The organism is Serratia montpellierensis (genome assembly GCF_020858655.1).
GTDB classification, from domain to species: domain Bacteria; phylum Pseudomonadota; class Gammaproteobacteria; order Enterobacterales; family Enterobacteriaceae; genus Serratia; species Serratia montpellierensis.
Genome location: NZ_VOSN01000010.1, coordinates 10,240 through 31,406, shown reverse-complemented (window position 1 = coordinate 31,406; position 21,167 = coordinate 10,240). Strand labels below are relative to the sequence as shown.

The following is a 21,167-nucleotide window of genomic DNA, read 5'->3' as shown; positions in this document are numbered from 1 at the left end:
GACTTACTCTTCCAGCGCCTCAGAGCCGCCCTGATCCAGCGGCACATCCGGCTCGGCCGGCAACACCATGTAGGTGCCTTCGAACACTGCGCCCTTGTCCTCGTCGCCGAACAGATGCACTTCGGCGTGTACGCGCGCGCGGCGGCCGCGCGCCAGACGCGCCAAATCGCCGCTCAGCGAGCCGAGATCCGCCACTGCCCGCGGCCTGCCGGTGATCGGTTTGCTGTAACGAATGTGCGCGTCCGCCAGAATGATGGTGCCGCCGAGATGGCGCTCGCGCAACAGCAGCCAAATCAGCCCCCAGGCGGTCAACGTCGCCAGCGAGAACAGGCTGCCGGCGAACAGCGTGTGGTGCGGATTTTGGTTGCCGATCTCCGGCATGGTGGTGACAAAGCGCTGGCCGGTGTATTGGCTGATGCGCACGCCCATCTTTTCGCTCAGCGGGATATGTTCATACCAGGCCTGCTGCAATTGGCCGCACCAGTCGGGGCGATGCAGGATATCGTCGAGCGTCGCCACCGGTTTGATCATCAAAAAGTGACGGATCGGGGTGGTCTGCGGTGCGGTGATCTCGCCCTGATTAACGAAGCCCAGCTTGGCGAAGAAATCCACCGCGTCCTCGCGGGCGCTACACACGACCCGCTTCACGCCTTCCTGCCGCGCAACGGACTCCAGCGTCATCGCCACCAGCGTCCCCAGCCCTTTATCCTGCAGCGTCGGGTCTACCGCCAGAAAACGGATCGCCGCCTCGTTGTCGGCATTGATGTACAGCCGCCCGATGGCGACGATTTTACCGGCCTCGTCCACCACCATTTGGTGATGGGCCATGGCGTCATAGGCATCCTTTTCCGAACCCACCGGCTGGTGCAACGGCTTGCGCAGCATTTCCCAGCGAAACTGGTAATATTCCTTCAGTTCTTGCTCTGTTACGGGTACTCGTAGGTGATACATAGACGCCTGTTCTCCGAATGCTTAGACCTGTAGCCAGAATGTCACCGGACCATCGTTGACCAGCGCCACCTGCATGTCGGCGGCGAACTCGCCGGTCTGGGTCTCTACGCCGCGTTCGCGGCATTGGCCAACAAAATATTGATACAACCGATCGGCTTCCTGCGGCGCGGCGCCGCGCGAGAAGCTGGGCCGCATGCCCTTCTGGGTGTCCGCCGCCAGGGTGAACTGCGAAACGACCAGCACGCTGCCCCCGGCCTGCTGGACGTTGAGATTCATCTTGTCGTTCTCGTCGCCGAAAATGCGGTATCCCAACACGCGTTCGCACAGGCGCTGCGCTTTTTGCTCGTTATCGCCCTGCTCCACGCCCAATAACACTAACAAACCGGGGCCAATCTTGCCTACCGTCTCGCCACCCACCGTGACGCTGGCGTTTAACACCCGTTGAATCAACGCAATCATTCCTGCTGCCCTTCTGGTTTTTGTTCCTGTTGCTCCGCCTTCTGCCGGCGGTAGTCGCGGTATTCACCGATGGTCACGGTGATTTCCGCGCCGAGTAACACGATACACCAGCTCCAATAGACCCACAGGAATAAAATCGGGATCACCGCCAGCACGCCGTAAATCAGCTGATAGGAGGGGAACATGGTGACGTACAGCGCAAATCCCTTCTTGCCCAGCTCGAACAGCAATCCAGCCACCACCGCGCCAATCAGCGCGTCTTTGGGCGGCACGCGCACCGTCGGCACGATGCAATACAGCAGCCAGAAGGAGATGCACGACAAAATCAGCGGGAAGATGCGCAGTACCTGATCCACCAGGCCATTGACGCCGGTCTGCGCCAACCAGTTGAGCGACAGCAAGTAAGAGCTGATGGCCATACTGGCGCCCACCAGCAGCGGCCCCAGCGTCAGCACCATCCAGTACACGGCGAAGGAGAAGACGATCGGCCGCTTGTTCTTGCTGCGCCAGATGGTGTTCAGCACGCTGTCCACCGAGGAAATCAGCAACAGCGCGGTGACGATCAGCCCGCAGGTGCCGACAGCGGTCATCTTGTTGGAATTGGCGACGAACTGTTCCAGGTAGTTTTGGATCACGTTGCCGGCGGCAGGCACGAAATTGGAAAAGATAAAGCTCTTCAGCTGCTCGCTGATGTCGGAAAACATCGGGAAAGCCGCGAACAGGGCGAACACCACGGTGACTAGCGGCACCAGCGACAGCAGGGAAACATAGGCGAGATGGCCCGCCAACATCGTCAGGCCATCGTGGTCGATGCGCTGGTACAGCAGCCGTCCGAAGGTGACGCCAGGCTTAATTGCAGAGGGCAGCTTCTTGCGGCGGAAAAACGACATGGTCACTCCTTGATGTCCGTTGATACGCCTTAAGCTTAACGCGCTCTGCGCTCATTGAGCAAAATAGGCCGGCACCACGTCGCGATCGGTGACGTGCACCGTCTTGATCCCCAGCGCCTGCGCGGCGAGGACGTTCGCCGGGTGATCGTCGAAAAACACCGCGTCGGCGGCAGCGGTGTTTTCCGCAGCCAGCACATGCTGGTAGATGTTGGCTTCCGGTTTGCGCATGCCGAGATCTTGCGACAAATAGAGATGATCGGCGGCGGCGGCCACTTCAGGGTAGTGCTGCGGCCAATAGTTGCAATGCAGGCGGTTGGTGTTCGACAGCACCACCACCCGGTGGCCTTCGTTGCGCAGACGCTGCATGATGTCGATCACCTCCGGACGCAGCGCGACGAATACCGCCTGCCAACCGGTGGCGAACTGTTCAAAGCTGAGCGCGATGCCCATTTCATCGCACAGCTTGCCGGCGAAGTCTTCGTCGCTGATTTCACCGCGCTCATGCTGCTGGAACACCTCACCCATGGCGAAACGATCGGACAGCACCGCCAACGGCGTGCCGCTCAAATTGCTCCACACACCCAGCACACGCTTGAAATCGATATCGACGATCACATTACCTAAATCAAAGATATACAGCATAGTCCTCTCCTATGGGCCGGTGAGATTTCACTGTAGCGGGAAAAGGAACAGCTGAACAGGGAACGAACGGAAAAGCGCATAGCGCGCCGCACAAACGGGGAACAACAGAGGAAAAAACTCAGGGCGCGAGAACCGCGCCCTAAGCATAGGACACTCAATCAGCGATTAAGCGTCTTTAGGACCGCGGCTGGCGCGCTTACGATCGTTTTCCGTCAGGTGACGCTTACGGATACGGATCGAGGTTGGCGTCACTTCTACCAGTTCGTCGTCATCGATGAACTCCAGAGCTTGCTCCAGGGTCATTTTGATGGCCGGAACCAGGGTAGTCGCTTCGTCAGTACCGGAAGCACGCATGTTGGTCAGCTTCTTACCGGTCAGGCAGTTTACGGTCAGGTCGTTAGAGCGTGAGTGAATACCGATGATCTGGCCTTCATACACTTCCGCACCGTGGCCCAGGAACAGCTTGCCGCGATCCTGCAGGCCGAACAGCGCGAACGCGACCGCTTTGCCCTGGCCGTTGGAGATCAGCACGCCGTTCTGACGCTGGCCCACTTCGCCCGGACGCACATCGTCGTAGTGGCTGAAAGTGGAGTACAGCAGACCGGTGCCCGAAGTCATTGTCATGAATTCGTTACGGAAGCCGATCAGACCGCGGCTTGGTATCACGTAGTCGAGACGCACGCGGCCCTTACCGTCCGGATCCATGTTTTTCAGGTCAGCTTTACGCTCACCCATCGCCTGCATCACGGAACCCTGATGCTGCTCTTCAATATCCAGCGTTACGTTCTCGAATGGCTCCTGCTTGCGGCCATCGATTTCACGGAAGATAACTTTCGGACGGGAAACCGCCAGCTCGAAACCTTCGCGACGCATGTTTTCGATCAGCACCGACAGGTGCAGTTCGCCACGGCCGGAGACGCGGAAGGCGTCCGCATCGTCGGTTTCTTCAACGCGCAGCGCTACGTTGTGCACCAGCTCTTTGTTCAGACGGTCAAGGATCTGACGCGACGTCACGTACTTACCTTCTTTACCGCAGAACGGCGAGGTGTTGACGTTGAAGAACATGGTTACGGTCGGTTCGTCGACGGACAGCGCCGGCAGCGCTTCTACGGCGTTGGTGTCGCAGATGGTGTCGGAGATGTTCAGCTCGCCCAGGCCGGTGATGGCGATGATGTCGCCCGCTTCCGCCAGGGTGCTGTCGATACGCTCCAGACCCAGGTGACCCAGCACTTTACCCACTTTACCGTTGCGAGTTTTACCTTCGCTGTCGATGATGGTGACCTGCTGGTTCGGCTTCACTTTACCGCGCTTGATGCGGCCGATGCCGATAACACCCAGGTAGTTGTTGTAGTCCAACTGGGAGATCTGCATCTGGAATGGCGCTTCCAGCTCAACCTGCGGCGCAGACACGTGGTCGACGATCGCCTGATACAGCGGGGTCATGTCTTCCGCCATGTCGGTGTGATCGACGCCGGCGATACCGTTCAGCGCAGAAGCGTAGATGATCGGGAAGTCGAGCTGCTCGTCGGTCGCGTCGAGGTTCACGAACAGGTCGAACACCTGATCCACAACCCAGTCAGGGCGCGCGCCAGGGCGGTCAACCTTGTTGATGACCACGATCGGCTTCAGACCGTTGGCGAAGGCCTTTTTGGTCACGAAGCGGGTTTGCGGCATAGGGCCATCCATTGCATCCACAACCAGCAGCACCGAGTCAACCATCGACATCACGCGCTCTACCTCGCCGCCGAAGTCGGCGTGTCCTGGGGTATCCACGATGTTGATACGGTAACCGTTCCAATTAATGGCGGTGTTTTTTGCGAGGATGGTAATCCCACGCTCTTTCTCCAAATCGTTGGAGTCCATTACGCGTTCGGTGGCTTCCGCACGCTCTCCGAAAGTACCGGATTGTTGCAGCAGCTTATCAACCAGGGTGGTTTTACCATGGTCAACGTGGGCAATAATGGCGATGTTACGCAAATTTTCGATCACAGCTTTGCCTCGGGCATTAGAAATAGCGCGCTATTGTACACGTATTAAGCGAGGGACTAAACAAGATCACAACCATCTCTTATAAACAACCGCGTACCGGTCAGTTTGTGATCCCTTTCACGGTGCAAAAAGCCGCAATCGTTGCACTTTTGCACCATTTCAGTGCCCACGCTCACCCCATTTGCACCATTTTGGTGCGATTTATCGCTAATGGTGCATACTGTGGTTGGGTAAAACCCGCGCAGAAAGGCGATGAACGCCTTTTTAAAAAGTTGGCACGCTTTTCGCTTTAGTCTTTTTAAGGCGAAAAAAAGCCAGTTCCACAGATTCGTTCCACGACGACGACAATGATAAACCGGGAGAGTTAAGTATGTCCGCTGAACACGTTTTGACGATGCTGAATGAGCATGAAGTGAAATTCGTAGACCTGCGTTTCACTGACACCAAGGGTAAGGAACAGCACGTGACTATCCCGGCTCACCAGGTAAACGCCGACTTCTTCGAAGAAGGTAAAATGTTTGACGGCTCCTCTATCGGTGGTTGGAAGGGCATCAACGAATCTGACATGGTGCTGATGCCGGACGCCAGCACGGCGGTTCTGGATCCGTTCTTCGAAGAACCTACGCTGATCATTCGCTGCGACATTCTCGAGCCGGGCACCATGCAAGGCTACGATCGCGACCCGCGCTCCATCTCCAAACGCGCCGAAGACTTTCTGCGCTCCTCCGGCATCGCGGATACCGTGCTGTTCGGACCAGAGCCTGAGTTCTTCCTGTTCGACGACATCCGCTTCGGCAGCAGCATCCGCGGTTCCCACGTGGCTATCGACGACATCGAAGGCGCCTGGAACTCCGGCACCCAATACGACGGCGGCAACAAAGGCCACCGTCCAGCGGTGAAAGGCGGTTACTTCCCGGTTCCACCGGTCGACTCTTCGCAGGATCTGCGTTCCACCATGTGTCTGACCATGGAAGAGATGGGCCTGGTGGTTGAAGCTCCCCACCACGAAGTGGCAACCGCCGGTCAGAACGAAGTGGCAACCCGCTTCAACACCATGACCAAGAAAGCTGACGAAATTCAGATCTATAAATACGTGGTGCATAACGTGGCGCACGCCTTCGGTAAAACCGCAACCTTCATGCCGAAGCCTATGTTCGGCGACAACGGTTCCGGCATGCACTGCCACATGTCGCTGTCCAAGAACGGCACCAACCTGTTCGCCGGCGACAAATACGGCGGCCTGTCTGAAACCGCGCTGTTCTACATCGGCGGCATCATCAAGCACGCCAAGGCGATCAACGCGCTGGCCAACCCGACCACCAACTCGTACAAGCGTCTGGTACCAGGCTACGAAGCGCCGGTGATGCTGGCCTACTCCGCCCGTAACCGCTCCGCGTCCATCCGTATCCCGGTGGTCTCCAGCCCGAAAGCGCGCCGCATCGAAGCCCGCTTCCCGGATCCGGCGGCTAACCCATACCTGTGCTTCGCCGCGCTGCTGATGGCCGGCCTGGACGGCATCATCAACAAGATCCACCCTGGCGACGCCATGGACAAAAACCTGTACGACCTGCCGCCGGAAGAAGAAGCCGAGATCCCAAAAGTGGCCGGCTCGCTGGACGAAGCGATGGCCGCACTGAACGAAGACCGCGAGTTCCTGACCCGTGGCGGCGTGTTCACCGACGATGCGATCGATGCCTACATCGAACTGCGTAAAGAAGAGATGGACCGCGTTCGCATGACGCCACACCCGGTTGAGTTCGAACTGTACTACAGCGTCTAAGCCCTACCCGCGCCGTCTGCACAGGCGGACGGCGCCCACATTTTTGTTATCGCTTTTTTGTTGCCGTGGAAACTTTCAGCCCATCTTCGGATGGGTTTTTTTCTCCACCGTATTTTCTGCAAAACTATTCCATACCGCGCCGATCCCGGATGGAGTAGGATAGATGCACTAAAAAGGTGCAGGAGTCTGCTGTATGGCAACTGGCAAGCTGCCCGATGCTGGGCAGATCCTCAATTCACTCATCAACAGCATCCTGCTGTTGGATGACTCACTGGCGGTTCACTACGCCAACCCGGCGGCACAGCAGCTGCTGGCGCAAAGCTCCCGCAAGCTGTTCGGCACGCCGCTGCCCGATTTGCTCGGTTATTTTTCGCTGAACGTCTCTTTGATGCGTGAAAGCCTGCGCGCCGGTCAGGGCTTCACCGACAACGAAGTCACCCTGGTGGTCGACGGCCGTGCGCACATCCTTTCCCTGACCGCTCAGGCGCTGCCGGAAGGCTATATCCTGGTCGAGCTGGCGCCGATGGACAATCAGCGCCGCCTGAGCCAGGAACAGCTGCAGCATGCCCAACAGGTGGCGGCCCGCGATCTGGTGCGCGGTTTGGCGCACGAGATTAAAAATCCGCTGGGTGGCCTGCGCGGTGCGGCGCAGCTGCTGGCCAAGGCGCTGCCCGATCCGGCGCTGACCGAATACACCAAGGTGATCATTGAGCAGGCCGATCGGCTGCGCAATCTGGTGGATCGCCTGCTCGGCCCACAGCGGCCCGGCCAGCACATCACCCAGAGCATTCATCAGGTCGCGGAGCGCGTCTGCCAGCTGGTGTCGCTGGAAATGCCGGATAACGTCACGCTGGTGCGCGACTACGATCCGAGCCTGCCGGAAATGGCCCACGACCCGGATCAGATTGAACAGGTGCTGCTGAACATCACCCGCAACGCGCTGCAGGCGCTGGGCGAGGCAGGCGGTACCATCACGCTGCGCACCCGCACCGCGTTTCAGATTACGTTGCACGGCACCCGCTACCGCCTGGCGGCGCGCATCGACGTCGAAGACGACGGCCCCGGCGTACCGGCGCAGCTGCAGGACACGCTGTTCTACCCGATGGTCAGCGGCCGTGAAGGCGGTACCGGCCTGGGCTTATCCATCGCCCGCAATCTTATCGATCAGCATTGCGGAAAAATTGAATTCAACAGTTGGCCAGGTCATACCGAATTCTCGGTCTACCTGCCCATTCGTCAGTGAGGTTTGCTATGCAACGAGGGATAGTCTGGATCGTCGATGACGATAGCTCCATCCGCTGGGTGCTCGAGCGCGCGCTCACCGGCGCGGGCCTGAGCTGCGCCACCTTCGAAGGCGGCAATGACGTGCTGGAAGCCTTGGCCACGCAAACCCCCGACGTGCTGCTGTCCGATATCCGCATGCCGGGTATAGACGGCCTGGCGCTGCTCAAGCAGATCAAACAGCGCCACCCGATGCTGCCAGTGATCATCATGACCGCGCATTCGGATTTGGACGCCGCCGTCAGCGCCTATCAGCAAGGGGCCTTCGACTACCTGCCGAAGCCGTTCGACATCGACGAAGCGGTGGCGCTGGTCGATCGCGCCATCAGCCATTATCAGGAGCAACAGCAGCCGGTGCGCAGCCAGCCGGCCAGCGATCCGGCGGCGGACATCATCGGCGAAGCGCCGGCGATGCAGGACGTATTTCGCATCATCGGCCGGCTGTCGCGTTCGTCGATCAGCGTGTTGATCAACGGCGAATCCGGCACCGGCAAGGAGCTGGTGGCGCATGCGCTGCACCGCCACAGCCCGCGCGCCAAGTCGCCGTTCATCGCCCTGAACATGGCCGCCATCCCCAAGGATCTGATCGAGTCCGAGCTGTTCGGCCACGAGAAAGGCGCCTTCACCGGCGCGAACCAAATCCGTCAGGGCCGCTTTGAACAGGCCGACGGCGGCACGCTGTTCCTCGACGAGATCGGCGATATGCCGCTCGACGTGCAAACGCGCCTGCTGCGGGTGCTGGCGGACGGCCAGTTCTACCGGGTCGGCGGCTATGCGCCGGTGAAGGTCGACGTGCGCATCATCGCCGCCACGCACCAGAACCTGGAGCTGCGTGTACAGGAAGGCAAGTTCCGCGAGGATCTGTTCCACCGCCTGAACGTGATCCGCGTACACCTGCCGCCGCTGCGCGAGCGCCGGGAAGACATCCCGCGGCTGGCGCGCCACTTCCTGCAGATCGCCGCCAAAGAGTTGGGTGTCGAGGCCAAGAACCTGCACCCGGAAACCGAAACCGCACTGACCCGCCTGCCCTGGCCGGGCAACGTGCGTCAGTTGGAGAACACCTGCCGCTGGCTGACGGTGATGGCCGCCGGGCAGGAAGTGCTGATCCAGGATCTGCCGGGTGAACTGTTCGAAACCGCCGCGCCGGAAAGCCCCAGCCACAGTCTGCCGGACAGCTGGGCCACGCTGCTGGCGCAGTGGGCCGATCGCGCGCTGCGTTCCGGTCATCAAAACCTGCTGTCGGAAGCGCAGCCGGAAATGGAGCGCACGCTGCTCACCACCGCCCTGCGCCACACCCAGGGACACAAACAGGAAGCCGCGCGCCTGCTGGGCTGGGGGCGCAATACCCTGACCCGCAAGCTCAAAGAGCTGGGCATGGAATAGGAACGTGGGTGGATGATGAAAAACGCAGTCCGGCGCACAAAAAAACGCCAACCTCAGGCTTTACAGCCGGTGCAGGCGCAGTATGATCGTGTCGCACACTCTGGAGGTTGACGATGCTGGACTCATTCATCGTGTTCATTTCTCAGGGCGCGGAGCTGGGCTCCGCTGCCAGCCACACCCCGCAAGCGGCAGTTGCCGCGGTGTTGTGCGCCGCGCTGATTAACTTCTTCAGTTAAAAAACAGCCGCATCAGCGGCTGTTTTTTCATCCTCAGATCACTCGAGAGAACTGCTGACTGCGCGCCTGTTGCCGCAGATAACGATCGAAGCACATACAGATATTGCGGATCAGCAAGCGCCCGCGCGGCGTGACGCGGATGCCCTGCTCGTCGCGCTCCACCAGACCATCGCGTTCAAACGGCGCCAGCAGCTGCAGGTCTTCGGCGAAGTAAGCGGTGAAGTCGATGCCGTATTGCCGTTCGAGCGGCTGATACGCCAACCGGAAGTTGCAGATCAGGGTTTTGATCAGATCGCGCCGCAGGCAATCGTCGTCCGTCAGCGCCAGCCCGCGCCACAGCGCGTTGCCCTGCGCCTGCACGCTGTCATAGTAATGCTTCAGCTCTTTCTGGTTCTGCGCATAGCTGTCGCCGAGCATGCTGATGGCCGACACGCCCAGCCCCAGCAGATCGCTGTCGCCCTGGGTGGTGTAGCCCTGGAAATTGCGGTGCAGCTTGCCTTCGCGTTGGGCGATTGCCAGCTCGTCGTCCGGGCGCGCAAAGTGATCCATGCCGATGAACTGATAGCCGGCGTCGGTCAGGAAAGCGATGCTCTGCTGCAGGATATCCAGCTTCTGCTGCGCGCCCGGCAGATCGGCGTCTTTGATTTTGCGCTGGGCGGCGAACAAATTCGGCATATGCGCGTAGTTGAACACGCTGAGGCGATCGGGATTCAGCTCAGCCACCCGCTGCAGCGTGAAAGCGAAGCTTTCCGGCGTCTGTTTCGGCAGGCCGTAGATCAGATCGATATTGGTTGAGCGGAAGCCCAGCGCTTTGGCCCGCTCAATCAGGGCGAAGATAAAGGCTTCGTCCTGCTCGCGATTGACCAGCTGCTGCACCTGCTTGTTGAAATCCTGCACCCCCATGCTCAGACGGTTAAAGCCTTCTGCGCGTAAATGATCGAGCACATCCAGCTCTATCTCGCGCGGATCGACCTCGATCGACATCTCCGCATCGGGCAGGAAATCAAAGTGTTCGCGCAGCAACGCCACCAGCCGGCTGATTTGCGCTTTATCCAGGTAGGTCGGCGTACCGCCGCCCCAGTGCATCTGGCCGACTTTACGGCCGGCGAACAGCGGCGCACGGCTGGCGATCTCTTGCGCCAAAACGTTCAGGTATTCGTCGGCCTTGTGCGTCTGGCGCGTCACCAGTTTGTTGCAGCCGCAGAAGTAGCACAGCTTATGGCAGAAAGGGATATGCACGTACAGCGACAGCGGCCGCTCAGGGTAACGCGCAGCGGCGCGTTGAAACGCCGCTTCGTCGTAGCTCTGGTTAAACTCCAGCGCCGTGGGGTATGAGGTATAACGCGGCCCTGAATAGTTATATTTTTGGATCAGGGCCAAATCCCAGACAATCGTCTGCTCTGACATGCTCACTCCTTCCGATATCTTTTTCTACCGGGCCGGGAGAGAGGCGGTTGTCTGCGCTGTCTGGCCACGGAAGCGCTGCGAAAACGCGCTTTGCGCTTAGACAGCCGCCATAGTTTACCGAATAACCACAGCAGATAACACATCAAGAGTAGGGCTATTGTCGGGATTAGCCACATGGCGCGTTAAAAGGCGTCTTTCGGATTGCCGCCTTTCAGCAGCTTCAGAATATCTTCCTGCTTCTCTTCTTCTTCTTCGTCGTCGTCTTCGCCCAGTTCGATGCCCAACACGTCCATCAGCACATCGATGCGATCCAACGTTTTGTCGACATAGGCCTGCTCTTCCGTATTCAGCGTTTCGCCGTCGTCGATACGATCCAGCAGCGCATTCAGACGCTCGTCATTTTCCAGCTTCGCCAATTCTTCTTCCGGCGACAGGCGCGGTTTCGCTTCGGCCTTCGGTTTCGGCTGCGGTTTAGCCTTCACTTTGGTCTCGTCGACCACCAGCGCAACCGGCACTTTACTGCCGATACGCGGATCTTTGGCTGCCGCCGCCGATTTGTTTTTCTGGCTGCCGGACTCGACCTGGGTGCGCGAACCGGAAGCGAGGCCGCGGCGCTTTTTCAGGCGTTTGCGCTCGCGCGCTTCCTGATCGAGCTCCATACGGCTTTTCTTTTTCGTTTTTGACTTCGCCGCGCTGCCGCGAGGTGCTTTTGATGGCTGGTTCATAGCGTGTGCTCTTAGGTATGTAGATTCAGTATAGAATTGCGGCGGAATCTAGCAGAAAGCGGACAAAGAAAAAAGGCGGCAGGTTAAACCTGCCGCCTATTTCGCACCTTCTCGCGAAGGGTATTCCTGTTACGCGCTCCTTGCGTACATGCAACATCCCGGTTTTTCCCTCTGCTATAACCGCATTCCCTGCCACTACGTCCTTCATCCTGAAAGAAAAATCGTCCATGGCGCAATCCATTCGCATCCGCTCTTCCCGAGCGCGCTTCCTGCGGGCATCCAAATTGCCGATACTTCACCATCCGATGTGCCTGCCGCCTATTCCGGTGCGAAAGGGTCACTTCCTTTTGCGTTCATCCTGGCACTCATTGCACGCCCTGTGCGTTCCCTGAGATTTGTCATCCTTCCCGGATGTTCCCTAATCCTGCGCAACCCTGCGTTAACGACTACTTTACGTTATTGTTGCGAAGGCTCAAGGCACCTGACGCCGATTTGGACAACATTTCCCTACAACGAAAAAACAACATGTTGTTTTTAAAATAAAAAAATAAATATTACTTTCGAATAAAGCGACATTACCCGCGATTCGAATGGCAAATGTCTCACAATGCACGCGCGGCATAACTGCCGTTTTATCGCGTCCCGCCGGTTAAAAACCGAGAAACACGCCATTTTTACCGCTGATGCAGTTATAATCGCCAACCAGTTAGCCATCCTCACGGAGACGAAAAATTTTGACCAGCAAGAATTACAACTATCATGTGACCCATTTCGTCACCAGCGCACCCGATATTCGCCATCTGCCGGGGGATGCAGGAATTGAAGTCGCCTTTGCCGGCCGTTCCAACGCCGGGAAATCCAGCGCGCTGAACACCCTGACCAACCAAAAAAGCCTGGCGCGCACCAGTAAGACACCGGGGCGCACCCAGCTGATCAACCTGTTCGAAGTGGAAGACGGCATCCGCCTGGTCGACCTGCCGGGTTACGGCTACGCCGAAGTGCCGGAAGAGATGAAGCGCAAATGGCAGCGCGCGCTGGGCGAATACCTGCAGATGCGCAACAGCCTGAAAGGCCTGGTGGTGCTGATGGATATCCGCCATCCGCTGAAAGATCTCGACCAGCAGATGATCCAGTGGGCAGTCGACGTCGGCACGCCGGTCCTGTTATTGCTGACCAAGGCCGACAAGCTGGCCTCCGGCGCACGCAAGGCGCAGCTCAATATGGTGCGTGAAGCGGTGCTGCCGTTTATGGGGGATATCCAGGTTGAAGCCTTCTCGTCGCTGAAGAAGATCGGCGTCGACAAGCTGCGCCAGAAGCTGGATACCTGGTTTAACGAGATCCCACCGGAAGTGCTGCCGGAAGACGAAACCGGCGAATAAGCCCAGGCTGAACGCCGGAGCCGATGCCTCACCGCATCGGCTTTTTTATGCCCGCAGTTCAGCCAAAGGCGGGATTTTTTGTTATCTAATTACAGTTTTGAAATAAAGCCATCATAAAAACTTATCGCCAAGGCGGGGCTTATCTCGCCGGATTACGGCGTTGAGGGAGAGGAAGTGGGAACGGGAAGTGGCGCGGAGCGAGAGGAAAAACGTATGGTTTGCTGCTGTTTTTACAATAAAAAACGCCCCAGTCAATACTGACTGGGGCGGCTAAATATTCAGCCAAATCCGATTACGTGAAGTAAAAGGTCTGAAAGATAGAACATCTTACCTCTGTACCCTACGCCTGTAACTCTACATCATTTTTTCGCAGGGCAAAAGAATTTTTTGTAGTTTACTTACACAATTTGCGGCGCAAGAACGGCGAAGTTGGGGAAACTATCGCCGCATCTTGTAGCTTAATTACGAAAAGTGCTTAGGTTCTCGCCAGTTAGCGCATCCGGCGATAAAGAGGCGATCAATGCGCCTCATCCCAGTTCATGCCGACACCCACATCGACCTTCAGCGGCACCGCCAGCGTCATGCTGCCCTCCATCAATTGCCGGATACGTTGGCTGGCTTCTTCGATCACCGACTCATGCACCTCAAACACCAATTCATCGTGCACCTGCATGATCGCGCGCACCAACGGCGTCTCCTGCCCTTGCAACCAGGCGTCGACCTCGATCATCGCACGCTTGATAATATCGGCCGCCGTGCCCTGCATCGGGGCGTTGATGGCGGCACGCTCGGCCGCCTTACGGCGCATGGCGTTGCTGGAGCGGACGTCCGGCAGGTACAGGCGGCGCCCATCCAGCGTGCTGACATAGCCCTGTTCGGAAGCCTGCTGGCGGGTACGCTCCATGTAGTCCAGCACGCCCGGGTAACGCTCGAAGTACAGATCCATATAGCGCTGGGCTTCCCCACGCGGGATCCCCAGCTGACGCGCCAGGCCAAAGGCGCTCATGCCGTAAATCAGACCGAAATTAATCGCCTTGGCGCTGCGGCGCTGTTCGCCGGTCACTTTATCCAACGGCACGCCGAAGACTTCCGACGCCGTGGCGCGGTGAATGTCTTTCCCTTCGGCGAAGGCCTTCAGCAGCCCTTCATCCTGTGACAGATGCGCCATGATGCGCAGCTCGATCTGCGAGTAGTCGGCCGCGACGATGCGGTAACCTTCCGGTGCGATAAAAGCCTGGCGGATGCGCCGCCCTTCTTCGTTGCGCACCGGGATGTTCTGCAGGTTCGGATCGCTCGAGGAGAGGCGACCGGTCGCAGTCACCGCCTGATGGTACGAAGTATGCACCCGGCCGCTGACCGGATTGATCATCAGCGGCAACTTGTCGGTATAGGTGGTCTTCAGCTTCGCCAGGCCGCGGTATTCCAGGATCACCTTCGGCAGCGGGTAGTCGAGCGCCAGCTCGGCCAGCACCTCTTCGTTAGTGGACGGCGCCCCGCCCGGGGTTTTCTTCAGCACCGGCAGCTTTTGTTTTTCGTACAAGATAGCCTGCAGCTGCTTGGTCGACGCCAGGTTGAACGGCTCTTCCGCCAGCTCATGGGCCTGCACCTCCAGTTCCGCCAAACGCTTGGCCAGCTCCTGAGAGTGGGCCGACAAAATGGCCGGATCGATCAGCACCCCGGTACGCTCGATATGCGAGAGCACCGGCAGCAGCGGCATTTCAATCTCGTTGAACACCGTCAGCAGCTCTGCGCTCTGTTTCAGCTGCGGCCACATCGCCAGGTGCAGCTGCAGCGTGACATCCGCGTCTTCGGCGGCGTAAGGCGCCGCCTGCTCCAGCGCGATCTGGTTGAACGTCAGCTGGTTTTTACCCTTGCCGGCGATCTCTTCGAAGGTGATGGTTTTGTGGCCCAGATAACGATCGGCCAGGCTGTCCATATCATGACGGCCACCGACGCTGTCCAGCACATAGGACTCCAACATGGTGTCATAGGCGATGCCGCGCATCTCGATGCCGTAGCGCGCCAGCAGGCTCATGTCGAACTTCAGGTTTTGCCCGACCTTGAGCGCCTTCTCGTCCTCCAGCAGCGGCTTGAGCGCTTCCAGCACGTAGGTGCGATCCAGCTGTGGCGGTGCATCCAGATAATCGTGTGCCACCGGCAAATAAGCCGCTTCACCCGGCGCGATCGCGAAGGACAGGCCAATCAGATTGGCGGTCAGCGTATCCAGGCCATCGGTTTCGGTATCGAAGGCAAATACGTCGGCCTTTTTCAGCCGCGCCAGCCAGTCGGTGAAGGCCGCTTCATCCAGGATAGTGACATAACCGTCCTGGGACAGCTTGGCCTCCGCCAGCGCCTTAGGCGCTTGTTCAGCGACGGCCGGTTTGGCGGCGCCGGCAGCTTTCGCACCCGCGCCTTTCTTGTTTTCCAGCCATATGCCGGCTTCCACGTCCGCCAGCCAGCGTTTGAACTCGTACTGTTTGAACAGCTGTTGCAACGTATCGACATCCGGCTCGGACACCGTCAGCTCAGCGCAGGTCAGATCCAGCTCGACGTCGGTTTTGATCGTCGCCAGCTTATAGGAGAGATACGCGACCTCTTTATTCTGCTCCAGCTTGGCCGCCATGGTTTTGGCACCGCGGAAGCTCAGCGTGGCGATGCTTTCCAGATTGCCGTACAAGGCATCCAAACCGCCGATGCCCTGCAGCAACGCCTGGGCGGTTTTCTCGCCCACGCCCGGCACGCCGGGAATGTTGTCCGATGAATCGCCCATCAACGCCAGGAAGTCGATGATCAGTTCCGGCGGAATACCGTACTTGTCGCACACTTCCTGCGGGCCGAGGATCGTGTTGTTCATGGTGTTGATCAGGGTGACGTTCGGTGTCACCAGCTGCGCCATATCTTTGTCGCCGGTGCTGATCAGCACCGCGTGGCCGGCCTTTTCGGCCTCCAGCGCCAGCGTACCGATGACGTCGTCCGCCTCAACGCCAGGCGTCACCAGCAGCGGCAGGCCCATCGCCTTGACCATGCTGTGCAACGGCTCGATCTGCGCACGCAGATCGTCCGGCATCGGCGGCCGGTGTGACTTGTATTCGGCGAACAGCTCATCGCGGAACGTCTTCCCTTTGGCATCAAACACCACGGCAACGTGGCTCGGTTGATACTGCAGCAGCAGGCTGCGCAGCATATTCAGCACGCCATACATCGCGCCGGTTGGCTCGCCCGCCGAGTTGGTCAGCGGCGGGAAGGCGTGATAAGCGCGGTAGAGGTAGGAGGAACCGTCAACCAGGATTAGTGGGTTTTCTGCAATCTGGGCCATAGCGTTTCTTTATCGTGATCGGACATAGGGGTAAGCATGCCATAGCTGGCCGTCGGAGACGAACCTTAGCGTACATTGCGGACGAAAATGATGTGATGGTGCGCGAGGATCCGCAAGATCTTACCTGTGGATAACTTTGTGCATAGAAAAGAGACCGAATTATAACGCTACGATTATCGTTATAACGGCGAATAAAATTCCTATTTAAATCACCGCGTTAAAAGAACGAATTCCGGCGACGCTTTATTACTGGCTTTTATTGAATTTGTGGATATAACTTTCGCCGGATTTTAATCGCACTATTAATCAAATTCGGCGCCTCAATTACCCTAGCACAAGCTGAGAAAGTTGCACGAAAACTCAGCAAATGGTTATCCGATGAGACGAAAAACAGTGATTTTTAGCGGCGCTTTACCCCGACGATCTCTGTTAAAATAGACTTTTGTTCATGCGCTTTGGCATGCAACGATGTTCCCAACAACCGTCAGCCCATAACCATGCCAAGATTGTTAACGCCTGTTATCTTTATCATTTCCGTCATACTCACCATTCTGGTGACGGTATTGTGTTCCATCCCCATCACGCTGGCCGGCATCGTGAAACTCCTGGTGCCTATTCCCGCCGTTTGGCGATATATCTCGGCTTTCGCCGATTTCATGATGTGGTGTTGGTGCCAGGGGCTGGCGCTGTTATTGCGCATTAACGGGCAATTGCGTTGGGATATTGAAGGGCTGGAAGGGCTGGATCGTAAAAACTGGTATCTGCTGATCAGCAACCACGAAAGTTGGTCAGACATTGTCGTGTTGTGCGTGCTGTTCAGAAATCATATTCCAATGAATAAGTATTTCCTCAAGCAACAGCTCGCCTGGGTACCTTTTGTCGGCCTGGCCTGCTGGGCGCTGGATATGCCATTCATGAAACGTTACTCCCGTGCCTATTTGCTCAAGCACCCTGAGAAACGCGGCAAGGATATCGAAACGACGCGCCATTCCTGCGAAAAATTCCGCCAGCGCCCAACCACCATCGTCAATTTCGTCGAAGGTTCACGCTTCACCGAAGCCAAGAAAATTAAAAGCAATTCACCCTACCGCAATTTGCTGGCGCCCAAAGCCGCCGGCATCGCGTTTACCCTTAGCGCGCTGGGCAATCAGTTCGACAAAGTGTTGAACGTCACCCTGCTCTATCCGGAAAATAACCAACGGCCTTTTCTGGACATGCTGTGCGGTCGTCTGACGCGTATCGTGGTAAGAATTGAGACGTTGCCGATCGATGAAACCCTGCACGGGGACTACTTCAACGACAAGCAGTTCAAGCGGCGCTTCCAGCTATGGCTGAATACGCTGTGGCAGGAAAAAGACCGGTTGCTGGATAAATTGAAACGGCAATATGGATAAAAAAACGCCGGCAATGCCGGCGTTTTTCATGCTGAATCTGGCTTATTTCTGCTGGCTGAGGAATTTAACCACATCGGCGAACTGCTTCACGTAAGCGTCCATCGAGCTGGTGTCCAGGCCATCGTTTTTAACCATGTATTTGCCGTTCACAAATACCGCCGGCACACCGCGCAGCTGCAGATCCTCTGCGGCTTTCTCCTGTTGAACCACCAGAGATTTCACCACGAAGCTGTTCCAGGCCGCATCATAATCTGCGGCGGTCACGCCCGCTTTCACGAAGACGTTACGGATATCGTCCGGCGTTTGCACGGTCTGGGTTTTCTGCACCGCTTCAAACATCAGCGGGCTCACCTTGTCTTCCACGCCCAGCGCCATCGCCACCGCCCACGCCTGAGTCAGCTGTTTGCCCAGCGGCCCCAGGAACTCCACGTGGTACTTGGTCATTTTGGTGCCGGCAGGCAGCGCCTTTTTCACGTTTTCGGACACGTGATAGACCTGCTCGAACTGGTAGCAGTGCGGGCAGTAGAAGGAGAAGAACTCCAATACCTGCGGCTCGCCGGTCACCGGCTTGTCCAGAGTCACGTACTGAGCGCCATCGCTAAACTGTGCCGCCGAGGCACTGAATGCCATCACCATGCCAACGAGCGCCAACCATATTTTTTTCATAAGACTAAACTCTCCATTGTGTTAAAGCTTCAATACATTGGCGTCAGCTGCAGAGGAGGCTCCTGCAACAGCTTAACCTGTTCGGTGAAGGCCGCAGTCTGAGATAACCAGAAATCAGACTCCGCCATCCACGGAAAACTCTTAGGGAAGGCCGGATCCTGCCAACGGCGGGCGACCCAGGCCAGGTAATACACCATGCGCATCGCCCGCAGCGGCTCGATCAACGCCAGCTCGCGCTGGTCGAACTCGGCAAATTCGCCGTACGCTTCCAGCAAGACGTCCAGCTGCATCAGTTGATCGCGCCGCTCGCCGTGCAGCAGCATCCACAAGTCTTGCACCGCCGGGCCGTTGCGCGCGTCATCAAGATCGACGAACAGCGGGCCGTCGCGCCACAGAATATTGCCCGGATGGCAATCGCCGTGCAAACGGCGCGGCTGCCAGTTCAGATGCCAATGCGGCTTGATCGCCGCGATCAGCTTATCCGTCGCCTGCAGGAACGCATCACGCTGCGCGGCCGGCAACAGCTCACAACCGGCCAGCACCTGACGCGGGGCGGTGAGATACTCTTCAACCCCCATCGTCGGCCGCTCGGCGAACAAATGCTCACCACCGACCTGATGGATGCGCCCCAGGAAACGGCCCACCCATTCCAACTGATCCAGGTTGTCTATCTCATACTGCCGTCCCCCCACGCTGGGGAACAGGGTAAAGAAGAAACCGCCGTGCGTATGCAGCGTAGCACCTTGCAACGCCAGCGGCGCTACCGCCGGGATCTCCGCCTTAGCCAGATCCAGAGCGAACTGATGCTCCTCACCAATCTGCGCAGCGCTCCAGCGCTCCGGGCGGTAAAACTTCACCACGTAGCGCCGGCGATCTTCGTCCATGAACTGATAGACGCGGTTCTCGTAGCTGTTCAGCGCCGTCAGACCGGAGTCGACGCGCAGGCCAACCCCTTCTAGCGCGTCCATAATCAAATCGGGCGACAGAGTGTCGAAATTAAAAGCAGAGTTATTCATAACGTTCGTTTGATCGCTGACAGCATGGTGCCGGGAATGAGAAATAGTAGCATTAATGGCGCATTTCACGCGCTATGCTTTCTCGCACCGCACGAGGTTCAGTCCTTGATAACGCCGCGAGCGCGCAACAGCGCCGTTTTAAAATCTTCTTCGTAATCTTTCTTCAGGCCCGGGATCTGATCCGTGCCGGCGCTACCGCGCATTTTCAGGTGGTAAATAAGAATATCATCGCTCAATTCAGACAACTCGCCCTGGAAGCCCGCTTCCTTGGCCAGCTTTTGCAAAAACTGCATCAAATTGAGATCGGGATCTTCCTGCCAGGCCGGGTGCAACAGCTCGATCAACTCATTTACGCGATGCGTTTTCATCTCAATATCGTCCAATAGCATGAATAAACTCACAAAGTAACAGGCTTACCCACGCAGTGAAAGAACCGGCTTGTCAATAAAGGTAAATCCTGATGTCACGCCGGCTTTAGCGCTACAATCAGCGCATCGACAAGGCGGGATAAACGAGATGCATAAAGAAATCAGCGGCGTAATTTTGGCCGGCGGACGAGCCACGCGTATGGGCGGTGAGGACAAAGGCCTGGTGTCGATTGGCGGTATCGCACTCTATCAGCATGTTCTGGCCCGGTTACGGCCGCAGGTGGCTTCCGTCGCCATCAGCGCCAATCGCAATCAGGCATGTTACCAGGCAAGCGGTTTGCCGGTGATTGGCGATCTGATGCCCGATTTCGCCGGGCCGTTGGCCGGGATGCTCGCCGGGCTCAAACAGGTTCGCAGCGAGTGGGTGGTCTTCGTCCCTTGTGATGTCCCCGACTTTCCCGCCGACTTAGTCGCACAACTCTGGCGGCAAAAAGGCGCGGCGCAGGCGGCCTTTGCCAGCGATGGTGAACGAGATCACCCTACGCTGGCGTTATTGCATACCCAAATAGCGCCGCAGCTGGCTGACTATCTGGCGCGAGGTGAACGCAAGCTGATGCTGTTCCTGCATCAGATTAACGCACAACGCGTGGTGTTCAGCGGGCAACAAGCGGCATTTCATAACCTGAATACGCCGGAAGACTGCCGACACTGGCAGCAAGCGCGAGAGCTAAAAAAATGAATCGTTCATTGCCCCCTTTACTGGCTATCGGTGCCTATAGCGGAACGGGAAAAACCACCCTGCTCAAGCAGCTGATCCCGATGCTGAAACAGCGCCAGGTGCGGGTTGGCCTGATAAAGCATACACACCACGATATGGATGTGGATACGCCGGGTAAAGACAGCTATGAGCTGCGCAAAGCGGGTGCCGACCAAACGTTGGTCGCCAGCGATCGCCGCTGGGCATTAATGACCGAAACGCCGGAACAACAACCGTTGGACCTGCGCTACCTGGCAGAGCGTTTTGATACCGATAAGGTCGATTTGATTCTGGTGGAAGGGTTCAAACATGAGCCGGTCAGCAAGATCCTGCTTTATCGGGCCGAGATCGGCAGACCGTTGGAAGACATGTTGGATCAGTTTGTCGTGGCGGTAGCCAGCGACCGACCGCTATCCATCACGACTAAGCAGCTGGATCTCAATCAACCGGAAAGCATCGCCGATTTTATTGTCGAGTGGTTGAAAGGCGCAGCGTAGCTGCGCTTTTTTTGCGTTTTACGCACAGCCG

At 57.7% G+C, this 21,167-nt stretch carries 20 protein-coding genes; 8 read left to right on the top strand and 12 right to left on the bottom strand.

From position 1 onward, the window contains the following. Positions 1-3: 3 nt before the first annotated feature. From fabY to typA, 5 genes are all read right to left on the bottom strand, one after another. On the bottom strand, positions 4-951 hold the full coding sequence (fabY, locus tag FUU19_RS10850; RefSeq protein ID WP_004931235.1) for a fatty acid biosynthesis protein FabY: 948 nt from the start codon (positions 949-951) through the stop codon (positions 4-6). Between the two features lie 21 nt (positions 952-972). Further along, complete coding sequence (gene dtd / locus FUU19_RS10845; protein WP_025304712.1) at positions 973-1,410, bottom strand: D-aminoacyl-tRNA deacylase; 438 nt, start codon at positions 1,408-1,410, stop codon at positions 973-975. Continuing rightward, complete coding sequence (locus FUU19_RS10840) at positions 1,407-2,300, bottom strand: virulence factor BrkB family protein (protein ID WP_049201866.1); 894 nt, start codon at positions 2,298-2,300, stop codon at positions 1,407-1,409. Before FUU19_RS10840 ends, dtd begins: the two co-directional genes overlap by 4 nt. 51 nt (positions 2,301-2,351) lie before the next feature. Continuing rightward, on the bottom strand, positions 2,352-2,942 hold the full coding sequence (yihX, locus tag FUU19_RS10835; RefSeq protein WP_063991285.1) for a glucose-1-phosphatase: 591 nt from the start codon (positions 2,940-2,942) through the stop codon (positions 2,352-2,354). A 165-nt stretch (positions 2,943-3,107) separates the two neighbouring features. Next, the gene (gene typA / locus FUU19_RS10830) at positions 3,108-4,931 is read right to left on the bottom strand and encodes a ribosome-dependent GTPase TypA (protein ID WP_004931243.1); all 1,824 of its coding nucleotides are present in this window, start codon (positions 4,929-4,931) and stop codon (positions 3,108-3,110) included. Positions 4,932-5,301: 370 nt separating this feature from the next. On the opposite strand from typA, the gene glnA reads away from it, so the two are divergent. From glnA to FUU19_RS10810, 4 genes are all read left to right on the top strand, one after another. Then, entirely contained in the window at positions 5,302-6,711 is a 1,410-nt protein-coding gene (gene glnA / locus FUU19_RS10825; RefSeq protein WP_230507124.1) for a glutamate--ammonia ligase, read from the top strand. A gap of 193 nt (positions 6,712-6,904) precedes the next feature. Beyond that, positions 6,905-7,954: a nitrogen regulation protein NR(II) gene (glnL, locus tag FUU19_RS10820; RefSeq protein WP_004931246.1), complete on the top strand. Its 1,050-nt coding sequence runs from the start codon at positions 6,905-6,907 to the stop codon at positions 7,952-7,954. A gap of 8 nt (positions 7,955-7,962) precedes the next feature. Beyond that, entirely contained in the window at positions 7,963-9,375 is a 1,413-nt protein-coding gene (glnG, locus tag FUU19_RS10815) for a nitrogen regulation protein NR(I) (protein ID WP_141971886.1), read from the top strand. A gap of 113 nt (positions 9,376-9,488) precedes the next feature. Then, positions 9,489-9,611 carry a YshB family small membrane protein gene (locus FUU19_RS10810; protein ID WP_015379453.1) on the top strand — a complete coding sequence of 41 codons (123 nt, stop codon included), beginning with the start codon at positions 9,489-9,491 and terminating at the stop codon, positions 9,609-9,611. A gap of 33 nt (positions 9,612-9,644) precedes the next feature. On the opposite strand, the gene hemN is transcribed toward FUU19_RS10810, so the two are convergent. Both hemN and yihI read right to left on the bottom strand, forming a co-directional pair. Beyond that, complete coding sequence (gene hemN / locus FUU19_RS10805; RefSeq protein ID WP_141971884.1) at positions 9,645-11,018, bottom strand: oxygen-independent coproporphyrinogen III oxidase; 1,374 nt, start codon at positions 11,016-11,018, stop codon at positions 9,645-9,647. Positions 11,019-11,200: 182 nt separating this feature from the next. Beyond that, a complete protein-coding gene (gene yihI, locus FUU19_RS10800; protein ID WP_230489733.1) occupies positions 11,201-11,743 on the bottom strand; it encodes a Der GTPase-activating protein YihI in 543 nt (180 codons plus the stop codon). A 734-nt stretch (positions 11,744-12,477) separates the two neighbouring features. Between yihI and yihA the strand changes: the two genes are divergently transcribed. Then, the gene (gene yihA, locus FUU19_RS10795; RefSeq protein ID WP_141971880.1) at positions 12,478-13,122 is read left to right on the top strand and encodes a ribosome biogenesis GTP-binding protein YihA/YsxC; all 645 of its coding nucleotides are present in this window, start codon (positions 12,478-12,480) and stop codon (positions 13,120-13,122) included. Positions 13,123-13,400: 278 nt separating this feature from the next. Here the strand turns inward: yihA and spfP are convergent, their stop codons facing one another. Together spfP and polA are read right to left on the bottom strand one after the other, a co-directional pair. Further along, complete coding sequence (spfP, locus tag FUU19_RS24805) at positions 13,401-13,448, bottom strand: small protein SpfP (RefSeq protein ID WP_071892919.1); 48 nt, start codon at positions 13,446-13,448, stop codon at positions 13,401-13,403. A gap of 191 nt (positions 13,449-13,639) precedes the next feature. Next, positions 13,640-16,438 (bottom strand): DNA polymerase I, encoded by a 2,799-nt coding sequence (polA, locus tag FUU19_RS10790; protein WP_141971878.1) that lies wholly within the window; start codon positions 16,436-16,438, stop codon positions 13,640-13,642. 497 nt (positions 16,439-16,935) lie between these two features. On the opposite strand from polA, the gene yihG reads away from it, so the two are divergent. Then, entirely contained in the window at positions 16,936-17,832 is an 897-nt protein-coding gene (gene yihG / locus FUU19_RS10785) for a 1-acylglycerol-3-phosphate O-acyltransferase, YihG family (protein ID WP_202670510.1), read from the top strand. Positions 17,833-17,874: 42 nt separating this feature from the next. Here yihG and dsbA read toward each other — a convergent pair whose 3' ends face one another. The 3 genes from dsbA to FUU19_RS10770 form a co-directional block, all read right to left on the bottom strand. Beyond that, a complete protein-coding gene (gene dsbA, locus FUU19_RS10780; RefSeq protein WP_004931264.1) occupies positions 17,875-18,498 on the bottom strand; it encodes a thiol:disulfide interchange protein DsbA in 624 nt (207 codons plus the stop codon). 29 nt (positions 18,499-18,527) lie between these two features. Beyond that, positions 18,528-19,514 (bottom strand): serine/threonine protein kinase, encoded by a 987-nt coding sequence (locus FUU19_RS10775; protein WP_197834467.1) that lies wholly within the window; start codon positions 19,512-19,514, stop codon positions 18,528-18,530. Positions 19,515-19,612: 98 nt separating this feature from the next. Next, positions 19,613-19,882: a YihD family protein gene (locus FUU19_RS10770; RefSeq protein WP_004931268.1), complete on the bottom strand. Its 270-nt coding sequence runs from the start codon at positions 19,880-19,882 to the stop codon at positions 19,613-19,615. Between the two features lie 148 nt (positions 19,883-20,030). Between FUU19_RS10770 and mobA the strand changes: the two genes are divergently transcribed. Both mobA and mobB read left to right on the top strand, forming a co-directional pair. Then, on the top strand, positions 20,031-20,621 hold the full coding sequence (gene mobA / locus FUU19_RS10765; protein WP_230489734.1) for a molybdenum cofactor guanylyltransferase MobA: 591 nt from the start codon (positions 20,031-20,033) through the stop codon (positions 20,619-20,621). Further along, a complete protein-coding gene (mobB, locus tag FUU19_RS10760; RefSeq protein WP_197834465.1) occupies positions 20,618-21,136 on the top strand; it encodes a molybdopterin-guanine dinucleotide biosynthesis protein MobB in 519 nt (172 codons plus the stop codon). The genes mobA and mobB overlap by 4 nt, the downstream gene beginning before the upstream one ends. The last annotated feature ends 31 nt before the right edge of the window (positions 21,137-21,167 follow it).